Here is a 12,278-nt window from a genome sequence, read left to right as displayed (position 1 = left end):
CTTCTAACTAAAGCCCCTCACAGAACAACCAACAGGATAATCAAATGACAGAATTAGAGCAGTCCGATGCGCTGGTGATTGCCGGCCGCGAATACCAATCACGCTTGTTGGTGGGTACGGGAAAGTATAAAGATTTAGCAGAAACCGGTGCGGCCATTGCGGCCAGTGGCGCTGAGATCGTCACCGTTGCGGTGCGTCGTACCAATATTGGCCAGAATCCAGGTGAGCCGAATCTTTTAGATGTCATTTCACCGGATGTGTACACGCTTTTGCCGAACACCGCCGGCTGCTATACCGCCGCTGATGCCGTGAGAACCTGCCGTTTGGCACGAGAGCTGTTGGATGGCCATGATCTGGTGAAGCTTGAGGTTTTGGGCGATGACAAAACTCTCTATCCCAATATAGTGGAAACGCTCAAAGCAGCTGAAACCCTGGTGGCTGATGGCTTTAAAGTGATGGTCTATACCAACGATGACCCGATAGTGGCACAGACGCTGGAAGCGATGGGCTGTGTTGCGGTGATGCCACTGGGATCACTGATTGGTTCTGGTTTGGGTATTTTGAATCCACATAATATTCAAATCATCCTAGAAAATGCACAGGTGCCGATTATTGTCGATGCCGGTGTGGGCACCGCATCCGATGCCGCGATTGCGATGGAAATGGGCTGTGCTGGAGTGTTGATGAATACCGCCATTGCGGCGGCACAAAAACCTGTGCTCATGGCTCAGGCGATGCGCAAAGCGATTGAAGCGGGACGTGAAGCCTATTTGGCTGGGCGTATGCCGCGTAAGCGTTATGCCAGTGCCTCTTCTCCCTTGGACAGTAGTCTGATCACGCGTGCATGAGTAGCCAGATGAATACAGAGATAGAAACCCATACGCCCAACGCAGAAGCGACTGAACCTAAACGCCGAAGTGTGCGCAGCTTTGTGGTGCGTGCGGGGCGCATGACGGAAGGTCAGGAGCGCGGGATGCAGCTCTATTGGTCGCAATATGGGCTGACCCTGGAACAAGGGATGTTGGATTTTTCCCAGGTGTTTGGACGCCAAGCTCCAGTGGTGATCGAAATCGGTTTTGGTATGGGAGACTCTTTGCTGGAAATGGCACGACAGATGCCTGAAAAAGATTTTATTGGCATCGAGGTGCATCCCCCAGGGGTTGGACGTTTACTTGCGCGTGCCGGTGAAGAGGGTATCACGAATCTACGTGTTTACTGCGAGGATGCGATTGAGGTCTTGCAGCGGTGTATTCCCGATGCCAGTCTGCAGGGGCTTCAGCTCTTCTTCCCCGATCCTTGGCCGAAAAAGCGCCATCATAAGCGCCGGATTGTTCAGCCTGAATTTGCCCAGCGTATTCGTCAGAAATTGGCAGTCGGTGGACACTTTCATATGGCGACTGATTGGCAGCCGTATGCCGAGCATATGATGGAGGTGATGAGTGCGGCTGAGGGTTACACTAATGCTGCGGGAAGTGGAGAGTATTCACCTCAGCCTGATTGGCGGCCTGTGACAAAATTCCAAGCGCGTGGTGAAAAACTGGGCCACGGTGTTTGGGATTTGATCTTTACGCGTATCGCTTAATACCCATCGGGAGGCTTAAGCCTCCCGATTCAGTGCGATTACTCAGCACTTCTTCCCATGCGCTGGCGCATCTGTGGGCGTTCACCGTCACAGTCACCGCGCATCATCTTGCCTTTTTTGCCACCTTTTCCGTCCATACCTGAATAGCCGGATTCACGCCAATTTTGCATTTTTTCCATCTGCTCAGGGGTCAGGATCTCAGCCATTTTGTTTTGCATCTGCTGGCGATGAGCTTCGCGCTCAGCCTGCTTGCTCTGCCAAAGCGCCTGGATCTTGCCGGTCTGCTCTGCGCTTAACTGTAAACGCTCTTGCATCTGCTCTAGATGTTTTTGCTGGCGTGTGTCTTGAGTGCTCTCGGCAAAACTTAAAGGGCTCAAGATCAATCCGCTCAACAGCAGGGCGGTGGTGGTCATCAGTAACTTTTTCATGGTGTTTTCTCCTGTGTTTTGATGGATTAAGTATGCAGAGTCCGCCTGCAAAGTAGGGTTAGCAAAGCGTAAAGTTGAGTAAAGAACCTGAGGCGCTACAGATTTCGCTATATCATGTCTTTAGAGAGGTGCTGTAGATGAAACCAGAACAACTGTTACTCGTTGATGATGATTTGGCGTTAGGTGAGCTGTTGAGCGAATACTTGCGACATGAAGGCTATCAAGTCGCTGCGGTGCAGAGTGGTCAGGCGGCGTTAGAGCGCTTACAGCAGGGCGAAAGTTATGACTTGCTGATTTTGGATATCATGATGCCCGGCATGAGTGGTCTAGAACTCTTGCAGCGCTTACGTCCCAGCATCCAAACGCCAGTGATTATGCTCACGGGGCGAGGGGAAGAGATAGATCGTATTCTTGGGCTGGAAATGGGCGCGGATGATTATCTGCCGAAGCCTTGTAATCCACGTGAGCTGTTAGCCCGAGTGCGTGCTGTGTTGCGCCGGAGCCAGCCGGCCGTTCAGGAGAATTCGGTGCTGTGCAGTCACGGTATCGCGTTAGATGCAGGGCGTCGTGAAGTCTTGTGTCATGGCCAGGTGCTGGAATTGACGAGCGCTGAGTTTAATGTGTTGCATGAGTTTATGCGTCATCCGGGCCAGGTTTTGAGCAAAGAGTTGCTTACGGAGCGTGTTTTGCATCGGAAGTTGACCGCTTATGATCGAGCCTTGGATGTGCATGTCAGTCGTCTGCGCCAGAAGTTGGATCAGGCGGGCATACCAGCGGCCGAACTGATCAAAACGGTACGTGGTCAGGGCTATCTTTGGGTGTTGGAGTCCGGCACATGAAATGGTATCAGCATCTTTTCTGGAAGATTTTTTTATCTGCTTGGTTGCTCTCCAGTTTATTGATGGGCGGTTTGTTTTGGCTATTGCTGGCAAGCAATGCCAATCAGCATTCGCGAGATATGTTGGATGCACGCGCAGCGCATCAGGCGCAGTTGTTTATCGAGCGGTATGAGCGTGGTGTCCGAGGTTCGGGAATCGAGATGCGCCATGAGCGTGAGCGCCAGGATCGAGAAATGATGCGGCAACGTCTCGCCATGCAAATTACCCATCTGGATTCCGGTGAAGTGATCCAGCCCTTGCGCGGCCTAGATGCCGTGCCTGCACTCCGCAGTTTTGCTTTGGAATCGGATTCGGGGCAAAGCTACCTCGTTGAGCTACGTATTCCACCTGAACGCATTCAGATGGAGCAGATGATGCGTTTTGCCCTATCTTTGCAGATGCTTTGGGTGTTGCTGGTCGCCGCCTTGATGGCGTTTTTGGTCAGTATTTTAATTGTACGCCCCGTGAATCAACTGCGCCGCCACGCCCGGAATCTCTACGATCAACAAAATCTCAGCAGTCGCGCCCAGGGACACCTGAGTCAGCGCCAAGATGAAATTGGAGAATTGGCGCGTGAATTCAATCGGATGGCTGACTATGTTGAGCGCACCTTAACGTCACAGCAACGCTTGTTACAGGACGTTTCGCATGAATTACGCGCACCCATGACACGCTTACAACTGGCGGCCGGTTTGTTGGAGCAGCGCGCCGAGGCTAACCCTTGGGTCGATAAGATCAATCGTGAATGTCAGGTCTTAACCCAGTTGATTGATGAGCTTTTGTCTTGGTCACGATTGGAGCAGCAAGCGCAAGAGCGTGCGTCCTGTTCATTGTTTGAGTTATTGAGTGAGTTACAAGAGGATGCTGCGCTCACACATCCTCAGCACCACCTGAGTATTCAGGTGCAGCCAAAAACTTTAAACAGCTACACTTCGCCCCTGCTACTCAAGCGCATTTTGAGCAATCTGTTGAATAATGCTTTAAAACATACTCCAGCGGGCACGCAGATCCAGATCCAGGCACTGCCATCACAAGCAGGTTGCCAAGTCACGATGACAGATACGGGGCCCGGTGTTGACGAAGCGCAGTTAGAGCAGCTGTTTCAGCCCTTTGTTCGGGGGGCCGCTTCAACGGGTGAAGGTTATGGTTTAGGGTTGAGTATTGTGAAGCGTGCCGTCCTAGCCTTAGGCGGAGAGATTCGATTAGAGAATCCGCAGGAGGGTGGGTTGCGTGTGATTTTGTATCTGCCGGATTTAAAAGACTCAATCCGTTGATGAACAGAGGCCGAGCTAGATTGCGGCCTCTGTCGCGAACACTTAGAGTGCGTCGGGACCGGTTTCGCCAGTACGAATACGCACGACCTGCTCAAGAGGGGTGACAAAGATTTTACCGTCGCCGATCTTACCCGTATTGGCCGTTTTGCTGATGGCTTCGATGACTTGCTCCTGCATATCATCATCCACAGCCACTTCAATTTTGACCTTCGGTAAGAAGTCCACGACATATTCCGCACCACGATAAAGTTCGGTATGACCCTTCTGGCGGCCAAAGCCTTTCACTTCAGTGACGGTGACACCCTGAATGCCAATATCGGAGAGTGCTTCACGCACATCATCCAGTTTAAACGGTTTAATGACAGCAGAGATCAGCTTCATGGAAAACTCCTCAGATAACTGCTGAGATAGAGCAGCAGTGTTCAGTTAAGTCTAAAAACTAAAGTATACCTGTAAACCTGGCCATACGCACAAAAGAGAAGAGGAGCCACTTGGGCTCCTCTTCTTTTTTATGGGGTGTTGCAGGAAGCGAGAGTCTTATTTCTTAGTAGAAACAAACTCTGGGTAAGCTTCCATACCACATTCTGTGATATCCACACCTTCGTACTCTTCCTCTTCGCTGACACGGATACCCATGATGGCTTTGATGATGTACCACACCACCAAGCTTGCGATGAACACCCACAGGAAGATGGCAACGATACCCAGGATCTGAGCACCGAAAGTAGCGTCTTCGTTGGTGAAAGGCACAGCCAGAACACCCCAGATACCTGCGATACCGTGAACCGAGATAGCACCGACTGGATCGTCGATTTTCAGTTTATCCAGAGTCACGATAGAGGCGACAACAATCAGACCACCGATGGCACCGATGATGGTAGCACCCAGAGCCGTTGGCGCCAGAGGTTCCGCAGTGATCGATACCAGACCTGCCAGTGCACCGTTCAGCGCCATCGTCAGATCCGCTTTTTTGAACCACAGGCGAGCAAAGATCAGAGCCGCAATGACACCACCTGCTGCCGCAGCGTTCGTGTTCACGAACACCTGAGCCACGTTGTTGGCAGAGTCAAAGTCAGACATTTTCAGCTCAGAACCACCGTTGAAGCCGAACCAACCCATCCATAGGATGAAGGTACCCAGAGTAGCCAGTGGCATGTTCGCACCTGGGATCGCATTGATCTGGCCGTCTTTGCCATATTTGCCTTTACGTGCACCCAGTACCAGAACACCGGCCAGAGCAGCAGAAGCACCTGCCATGTGAACGATAGCGGAACCTGCGAAGTCAGAGAAACCTGCGTCATCCAGGAAACCACCGCCCCAAGTCCAGTATCCGCTGGTTGGGTAGATGAAGCCTGTCATGACAACCGCAAAGGCCAGGAACGCCCAGAGTTTCATACGCTCAGCAACCGCACCCGAAACGATGGACATACAGGTCGCTACGAACACAACCTGGAAGAAGAAGTCAGAGCGCATAGAATAATAAGGCGCATCTTCATCACCGGAGAGTACATCCGCGAGGCTGTTTTCATCGCCGATCAGAGCACCGAAGCTTGGAATGATGCCGGCTTCATCCGAGCTGTACATCAGATAGTAACCACACAGCAGGTACATGGTACCTGCGATGGCAAAGAGTGCGACGTTTTTGGTCAGGATTTCAGTGGTGTTTTTAGCACGCACCATACCGGCTTCGAGCATCGCGAAACCTGCAGCCATCCACATGACCAGTGCACCACAGATCAGGAAGTAGAAGGTATCTATCGCATACGCGAGGTGTTTAACCTCTTCAGCGGTGGTAAGAATTAAATCTTCCATTATTCAGCCCTCCATCAGGCGTAATTCTAAAGCGTAAAGATCAAAGAGCGTCGTGGCCCGATTCGCCGGTACGAATGCGGATCACTTGTTCCAAAGGCATCACAAAGATCTTGCCGTCACCGATTTTTCCGGTCTGGGCGGCTTTGCTGATGGCTTCCACAACCTGATCCACAACATCGTCAGCGACGGCTGCATCGATACGGACTTTAGGCAGGAAATCCACGACATACTCAGCTCCACGATAGAGCTCAGTGTGGCCTTTCTGACGACCGAAACCTTTTACTTCGGTCACGGTGATACCTTGAATACCGATATCGGAGAGTGCTTCGCGCACATCGTCCAACTTGAACGGCTTGATGATTGCTGAAACCAGTTTCATCTGTATGTCTCCCTAAGATAGAAAAAGGCTGATTCCAGGTTGGGTCAGTATTGGCACCAACTTGGGATCGCTTGGTCGGATTAAAGCGAAAGCTGTGCCAAAAACAACAAACCAATATAAAACATTGACTTACATAAAATCTGACGCTTTGGTCAGGCGATCATCGCAGTGCACCAAAGGGGAGTGCCGCGCTTTTAGTGCACAAAAAATGTGCACGCACTATTATGGTGCGAAGATTCGCGCTATTTCTGAGATGCAGGCCAGACGGCGATGGGTTAAGCTTTTAAGCAAGTCAATTTAAGAGATGGAGATAAGCATGATTCCCCATAAGCTTGCCGAGGGTTTATCTCAGCAATTCAACCAGTTATTGAGTAAAGCACCTGAGTTACCAGGCCAGAAGGCCCTCCAGCATCAGGTGCAAGCCTTGTTGCAGCAAACCTTTGATCGTTTGGATTTGGTCACGCGTGAAGAGTTTGAAGCGCAAAAAGCTGTTTTGCTGAGAACGCGTGAAAAATTAGAAGCATTGGAAGAAACTGTGGCGCAACTGGAGGCTGAGTTGCAGGTAGAAAGATCGGCTCAGGAACCGGCGTCAGACTGAGGGTTGCGGCATAACACAGGGCATTTAAGGATCGAATGCCCTCAAATCAGGGAAGAAAACTATGTCACTTGCCATTCTCTATAGCCGTGCGGTTTTAGGCACGGAATCACCCTTGGTGACGGTCGAAGTTCATCTCTCCGGCGGTTTACCGTCTTTATCTATCGTAGGTTTACCCGAAACGGCGGTGCGTGAAAGCAAAGATCGGGTGCGTAGTGCCTTATTAACGGCAGGTTTTGAATTTCCACAAAGGCGTATCACCATTAATCTTGCTCCAGCAGATCTGCCCAAAGAGGGGGGACGTTATGATCTGGCGATCGCTTTAGGTATTCTCTGTGCGTCACAACAACTGAAAAAAGTGCCTGTACACGAATATGAATGGTTGGCGGAGTTAGCCTTATCCGGTGAACTGCGTGGTGTAACCGGAGTTTTGCCCGCGATGTTGGCGGCGCAAAAGGCGGGTCGGCAGCTGCTTGTGGCACAAGATAATGCACAGGAAGCCGGTTGTGTGCAGGACACCTCCGTGCTGGCTGCTTCCCATCTCCTGCAGGTCTGTGATCACCTACAAGGACGTCAGCGCTTAACCACCATCGAGCCGGTAATGGGATGTGTCAGGCATGTTGGTGCAGATATGGAGCAGGTGCGTGGTCAGCAGCAGGCTCGGCGTGCTCTCGAAGTCGCTGCGGCTGGACAGCATAATCTTCTGATGAGCGGACCGCCTGGCAGTGGTAAGAGTTTATTGGCCTCCTGTTTGCCCGGTATCTTGCCAGAGCTGACACCCGCCGAGCGCTTACAGGTTGCCAGTCTGCATTCCATTGCCGGGTTGCCCGTGAGTGCCGTCTGCGCGGGTGTACGTCCTTACCGCGCGCCGCATCACACCGCATCCGCCATCTCTCTAGTGGGCGGTGGGGGCATTCCTCGCCCAGGCGAGATCAGCTTAGCCCATTTGGGCGTCTTATTTTTGGATGAGTTACCCGAGTTTCCGCGCCGAGTTTTAGATGTGTTGCGTCAGCCTTTGGAAACGGGGGATATTTTAATCTCCCGAGCTAAACGTCAGGTGACCTTTCCGGCACATTTTCAGTTGTTAGCGGCGATGAATCCTTGTCCCTGTGGTTATTTTCAAGATGGCACAGGCCGCTGTCGCTGTTCACCGGAGCAGATTCGGCGTTATCAGGGTCGTCTTTCTGGGCCTTTATTGGATCGGATTGATCTACAAATCCAGGTCAACGCTTTACCGGCGAAGAGTTTGTTACAGGCGGCGGCAGGTCAGGAATCGAGCACTCAGGTGCGAGCGCGCGTGGTCGCGGCTTGGTCTCGGCAGCTGCAGCGCCAGGGTTACAGTAACCGCGGTTTACAGGGTGCTGACTTATATCAGCATGCTGCGCTAGCAGCCACCGAGGCCTTGTTGCTGGCTCAGGCGGCTGAACGTTTAGGCTTGTCGGCACGTGCTTGCCATCGAATTTTACGCGTGGCACGAACACTAGCCGATCTAGAGGCTGCGGCCGAGATTCAACGCCACCACCTGCTTGAGGCTTTGGCTTTTAGAGGCACTGCGCCAGGAGGTTCGGCTGGTTGAGTAGTTCAAGGAAGGTGTCGAGATCCACGGGAGGGCTAAAGGCATAACCCTGTGCCAAGGGGCAGTTAAGGTGTTGTAGAAAGGCCAGTTGTTGAGGCGTTTCGACACCCTCGGCAATCACCTTTTTTTGCAGATTCTTGGCCAGGCTGATGATGGTTCGCACGATCTCTTCATCATCAGAGTTTTGTCCAATGCCCGCCACAAAGGACTTATCGATTTTTAAGGTGCTAATCGGCAGCTTCTGCAGCATGGAAAATGAGGAGTAACCTGTTCCAAAATCATCCAGAGAAAACTCCACGCCGAGTGCGCCTAGGGTTTCCATACATTGGCGAACATGATGTTCATCACTAAACAGCGCGGTTTCGGTCAGCTCAAATTCGAGCATACTCGTATTAATGTCTTGTTGCTGAATCAGGCGTTCGATCGTATTCGCGAGATAACCATCTTGGAACTGTCGGAAAGAGAGGTTCACACCGAGATGGCCTTGTAACCCGGCAGCCGTTAAGCGCTTTAAGTCGCGTCCGGCGCGTTCAATCACCCAATAACCGATCGGCACGATTAAACCACTACGCTCAGCAATCGGAATAAAGGTGTCGGGCGTGATGAGGCCGCGTTCCGGATGTTGCCAGCGAATGAGGGCTTCTGCACCACAAATTTCACCACTACGCAGACAGACCCGAGGTTGGTAGAACAGGGTGAACTCCTGTTGTTGCAAGGCTTTCCAGAGTTCGGGTTCGAGGTCGATCAGATGATGGCTGGTATGATCCTGACGGTCATCAAAAATGGCATAACTGTGGCCGCGCAAACGTTTGGCGCGTTTGCGTGCCAGGCTGGAACAGCGAATCAGTGCATCAAATTCCGTTTGTTGTTGCGGAGCCAGGGCCACGCCAATACTGCAGAAGAGGGGGATTTCCCGTTCATCTAATTGAAAGGCTGGCAACAGACGACTGATGATCTCTTCGATAAAGGTTTTGACGCTGCGGCGCGCCAGATCACCTGCGGGTGTTTTCAGCAGCAGGGCAAATTCATCCCCACCGATGCGGGAGAGGTAAAGACCGTTTTTACATTTACGCAAACGCTTTGCTAGGGCGGCGACCAAGCGATCCCCGGCATCATGGCCATATTGATGATTGAGCGATGAGAAGTTATCAATATCGAGGCTAATCAGGGCCAGGGAGTGTTGAATGTCGAGCTGGCGCAGTTCCTGTTGCAGGTGGTTATAAAAAAATTGTCGATTGCCGACACCGGTTAAAGGATCGTGTGTTTGTAGCTGATGCAGGGTACTAAAAACATTTTTATTCACCGGCAAAAGCAGGTAGTTTTGTCCAGACGGAGCTAGGTAGGTTTCGGCAGCCGCTAAGGAGTGACAGCCTCTGAGTGCGAGGCCGAGAGGTAGATGTGCGGAGACATCTTCCAGCGAGCGTTGATGGTTGCGCGGATCGACCAAAATGAGATGTAGCTGCGGTATATCTTCATCCGGCACAATTTCACTAGGCATAGGCCTGATACCCCTGTACTGTCTGCGCATCCTGTGCAGCCACACTCCGCTGGGTGCAAAGTCCGTGTCATAATCACGACTAAAGGTTGATACGGCTGAGATTACCATGCAGTCCTCTCAATTCAAACACTTGTTTTGTTTTAGCTTTTCTAAAAACTCATGACCCAACTGAACGCTCGGCAAACAGAAGCAGTGCATTACATTGGCGGCCCCATGCTGGTGCTCGCGGGGGCGGGTTCAGGCAAAACCAGCGTGATTACCCGAAAAATCGCTTATCTCATTAAAGAGTGTGGTTATGAAGCCCGCCATATCGCAGCGGTGACCTTTACCAACAAGGCCGCTCGCGAGATGAAAGAGCGTGTCATGCAATTGTTACAAGGGCGTGAAGGGCGTGGCTTAACGGTTTCGACTTTCCATAATTTGGGGCTCAACATCCTGCGTAAAGAGCACAAGAGTTTAGGCTTACGTGCGACCTTCTCTATCTTTGATGATCAGGATTCCAAGGCGTTGTTACGTGATCTGTTGATGCATCATAACGAGGACACGGATCAAGTCGGCGCGGTGCAGCACCAGATCTCCAATTGGAAAAATGAGATGTGGACACCCCTGCAAGCGCTGGAGCAGGCACGTATGCCAAATGAGATTTTGGCAGCACGGGCTTACGAAGCCTATGAGCGCCATCTGCGTGCCTATAATGCAGTGGATTTTGATGATTTGATTTTGCTCCCCGTGCGAGTCTTTGCCACACAGCCCGAAGTCTTGGAGCGATGGCAACGACGTATCCGTTATCTTCTAGTGGATGAGTACCAGGACACTAATCTTTCCCAATATCGTTTAGTCCACCAATTGGTGGGTTGGCGCGGTGCGCTCACGGTCGTGGGGGATGATGATCAGTCGATTTATGCCTGGCGCGGAGCGCGTCCTGAGAATCTGGCACAGCTGCAACAGGATTTCCCTAGCTTACATCTGGTGAAGTTAGAGCAAAACTATCGCTCCACCGGCCGCATCCTGAAGGTCGCGAACATCTTGATCAACCATAACCCGCATGTATTTGAAAAAACGCTGTGGAGTGACAAAGGCTTTGGAGAGCCGATCCGCGTTCTTCATACGGCCAGTGAGGAGGCCGAAACGGATCGTATTGCGACCGATATCCTGGATCGCCATCTGCGCCAACGCATCCCCTTTCGTGATTTTGCGGTGCTGTACCGTGGCAACCATCAATCACGACTTTTAGAAATGAAGCTCCAGAGTTACCAAGTTCCTTATAAACTCAGTGGGGGGACCTCCTTTTTTGCGCGTGCCGAGATCAAGGATCTTATGGCGTATCTGCGGTTGTTGGTCAATCCCGCAGATGACAACGCTTTCCTACGCATTATTAACCTGCCGCGTCGTGAAATTGGTCCGGCCACTTTGGAGAAATTGGGTGAGTATGCCTCCTCTCGCAACTTGGCTTTGTTTGATGCCGGATTAGAGCTGGGCTTGGCGCAAGTCCTGAGTGGTCAGGCTCTGGAGCGGGTGCAGCGTTTTTGTGGTTGGATGCAAGCCTTGTATCAAACCTGTCAGCAGGGTGATCCCATCGAAGCCATACGGCAGATGATTTCAGACATCGATTATGAAGGCTGGATACGTCAGAACAGTGCCAGTGAAACCACGGCGGAAAAGCGTATTCAGAACGTTTGGTTTCTGGTCGATTCCTTAAAATCCACACTGGAGCGCCTGCAAGAAGAGAACTCAGACGCGGGTATTGAAGAAACCATCGCACGCTTAATTCTGTTAGATCTGCTGGATCGCCAAGAAGAGGAAGATGATTCAGATCGAGTCCAGTTGATGACATTACACGCTTCAAAAGGGCTGGAGTTCCCGCATGTCTACTTGATGGGAGTGGAAGAGGATCTGCTGCCGCATCGCAACAGTATCGAGGCGGACACCATTGAAGAGGAAAGGCGTTTAGCCTATGTGGGGATTACGCGCGCTCAGCAAACTCTGGCCTTGACCTTAGCCCGAAAGCGCCGCCAGTTTGGTGAAGCGATCGAGTGTACACCGAGCCGTTTTCTGGATGAGCTGCCTGCCGAAGATCTGGAACATGAAGGGCGCGGCCAAGGATCTGCAGAAAGTAACCGCGTGCGCGGACGTGCCACCCTCAATAGTTTGAAAAGCCTGTTAGACGACTTCTGAGCGCGGTGATTTGCAGCTTCATGCGGCGTAAACTCTTAACGTGAGACATAAAAAAGGCGGCCATCTAGTTGGGCCGCCTCT

At 51.8% G+C, this 12,278-nt stretch carries 12 protein-coding genes; 7 read left to right on the top strand and 5 right to left on the bottom strand.

The features are described from left to right. The first annotated feature begins 44 nt into the window (after positions 1–44). Both E1H14_RS09400 and trmB read left to right on the top strand, forming a co-directional pair. Positions 45–848, top strand: a complete 804-nt coding sequence (locus E1H14_RS09400; RefSeq protein ID WP_149391206.1) for a thiazole synthase — start codon at positions 45–47, stop codon at positions 846–848. A gap of 8 nt (positions 849–856) precedes the next feature. Continuing rightward, positions 857–1,582, top strand: a complete 726-nt coding sequence (gene trmB, locus E1H14_RS09395; RefSeq protein WP_149391205.1) for a tRNA (guanosine(46)-N7)-methyltransferase TrmB — start codon at positions 857–859, stop codon at positions 1,580–1,582. 38 nt (positions 1,583–1,620) lie between these two features. Here trmB and E1H14_RS09390 read toward each other — a convergent pair whose 3' ends face one another. Further along, on the bottom strand, positions 1,621–2,010 hold the full coding sequence (locus E1H14_RS09390; protein ID WP_149391204.1) for a hypothetical protein: 390 nt from the start codon (positions 2,008–2,010) through the stop codon (positions 1,621–1,623). 137 nt (positions 2,011–2,147) lie between these two features. Between E1H14_RS09390 and E1H14_RS09385 the strand changes: the two genes are divergently transcribed. Continuing rightward, positions 2,148–2,849 (top strand): response regulator transcription factor, encoded by a 702-nt coding sequence (locus tag E1H14_RS09385; protein ID WP_149391203.1) that lies wholly within the window; start codon positions 2,148–2,150, stop codon positions 2,847–2,849. Continuing rightward, a complete protein-coding gene (locus E1H14_RS09380; protein ID WP_149391202.1) occupies positions 2,846–4,162 on the top strand; it encodes a sensor histidine kinase in 1,317 nt (438 codons plus the stop codon). Before E1H14_RS09385 ends, E1H14_RS09380 begins: the two co-directional genes overlap by 4 nt. A 42-nt stretch (positions 4,163–4,204) precedes the next feature. On the opposite strand, the gene glnK (E1H14_RS09375) is transcribed toward E1H14_RS09380, so the two are convergent. The 3 genes from glnK (E1H14_RS09375) to glnK (E1H14_RS09365) form a co-directional block, all read right to left on the bottom strand. Then, positions 4,205–4,543, bottom strand: a complete 339-nt coding sequence (glnK, locus tag E1H14_RS09375; RefSeq protein ID WP_149391201.1) for a P-II family nitrogen regulator — start codon at positions 4,541–4,543, stop codon at positions 4,205–4,207. A gap of 156 nt (positions 4,544–4,699) precedes the next feature. Further along, positions 4,700–5,974 (bottom strand): ammonium transporter, encoded by a 1,275-nt coding sequence (locus tag E1H14_RS09370; protein ID WP_149391200.1) that lies wholly within the window; start codon positions 5,972–5,974, stop codon positions 4,700–4,702. A gap of 40 nt (positions 5,975–6,014) precedes the next feature. Then, the gene (gene glnK, locus E1H14_RS09365; RefSeq protein ID WP_149391199.1) at positions 6,015–6,353 is read right to left on the bottom strand and encodes a P-II family nitrogen regulator; all 339 of its coding nucleotides are present in this window, start codon (positions 6,351–6,353) and stop codon (positions 6,015–6,017) included. 316 nt (positions 6,354–6,669) lie between these two features. Between glnK (E1H14_RS09365) and E1H14_RS09360 the strand changes: the two genes are divergently transcribed. Together E1H14_RS09360 and E1H14_RS09355 are read left to right on the top strand one after the other, a co-directional pair. Further along, positions 6,670–6,951, top strand: coding sequence for an accessory factor UbiK family protein (locus tag E1H14_RS09360; protein WP_149391198.1), 282 nt, complete (start codon positions 6,670–6,672; stop codon positions 6,949–6,951). A 61-nt stretch (positions 6,952–7,012) separates the two neighbouring features. Next, the gene (locus tag E1H14_RS09355) at positions 7,013–8,524 is read left to right on the top strand and encodes a YifB family Mg chelatase-like AAA ATPase (protein ID WP_149391197.1); all 1,512 of its coding nucleotides are present in this window, start codon (positions 7,013–7,015) and stop codon (positions 8,522–8,524) included. Here E1H14_RS09355 and E1H14_RS09350 read toward each other — a convergent pair. Further along, positions 8,490–10,022, bottom strand: coding sequence for a putative bifunctional diguanylate cyclase/phosphodiesterase (locus tag E1H14_RS09350; protein WP_160142054.1), 1,533 nt, complete (start codon positions 10,020–10,022; stop codon positions 8,490–8,492). The two genes, E1H14_RS09355 and E1H14_RS09350, sit on opposite strands and share 35 nt — an antisense overlap. Before the next feature lie 159 nt (positions 10,023–10,181). Between E1H14_RS09350 and rep the strand changes: the two genes are divergently transcribed. Further along, the gene (rep, locus tag E1H14_RS09345; RefSeq protein WP_149391195.1) at positions 10,182–12,197 is read left to right on the top strand and encodes a DNA helicase Rep; all 2,016 of its coding nucleotides are present in this window, start codon (positions 10,182–10,184) and stop codon (positions 12,195–12,197) included. Positions 12,198–12,278: the final 81 nt, after the last annotated feature.

It is taken from the genome of Nitrincola tapanii (assembly GCF_008368715.1).
GTDB lineage: Bacteria > Pseudomonadota > Gammaproteobacteria > Pseudomonadales > Balneatricaceae > Nitrincola > Nitrincola tapanii.
This window is presented reverse-complemented; position numbering and strand designations above follow the sequence as displayed.

Coding starts and splice junctions, on each gene's coding strand:
- E1H14_RS09400 (WP_149391206.1), top strand. CDS start 45: ATGACAGAATTAGAGCAGTCCGATGCGCTGGTGATTGCCGGCCGCGAA.
- trmB (WP_149391205.1), top strand. CDS start 857: ATGAATACAGAGATAGAAACCCATACGCCCAACGCAGAAGCGACTGAA.
- E1H14_RS09390 (WP_149391204.1), bottom strand. CDS start 2,010: ATGAAAAAGTTACTGATGACCACCACCGCCCTGCTGTTGAGCGGATTG.
- E1H14_RS09385 (WP_149391203.1), top strand. CDS start 2,148: ATGAAACCAGAACAACTGTTACTCGTTGATGATGATTTGGCGTTAGGT.
- E1H14_RS09380 (WP_149391202.1), top strand. CDS start 2,846: ATGAAATGGTATCAGCATCTTTTCTGGAAGATTTTTTTATCTGCTTGG.
- glnK (WP_149391201.1), bottom strand. CDS start 4,543: ATGAAGCTGATCTCTGCTGTCATTAAACCGTTTAAACTGGATGATGTG.
- E1H14_RS09370 (WP_149391200.1), bottom strand. CDS start 5,974: ATGGAAGATTTAATTCTTACCACCGCTGAAGAGGTTAAACACCTCGCG.
- glnK (WP_149391199.1), bottom strand. CDS start 6,353: ATGAAACTGGTTTCAGCAATCATCAAGCCGTTCAAGTTGGACGATGTG.
- E1H14_RS09360 (WP_149391198.1), top strand. CDS start 6,670: ATGATTCCCCATAAGCTTGCCGAGGGTTTATCTCAGCAATTCAACCAG.
- E1H14_RS09355 (WP_149391197.1), top strand. CDS start 7,013: ATGTCACTTGCCATTCTCTATAGCCGTGCGGTTTTAGGCACGGAATCA.
- E1H14_RS09350 (WP_160142054.1), bottom strand. CDS start 10,022: ATGCCTAGTGAAATTGTGCCGGATGAAGATATACCGCAGCTACATCTC.
- rep (WP_149391195.1), top strand. CDS start 10,182: ATGACCCAACTGAACGCTCGGCAAACAGAAGCAGTGCATTACATTGGC.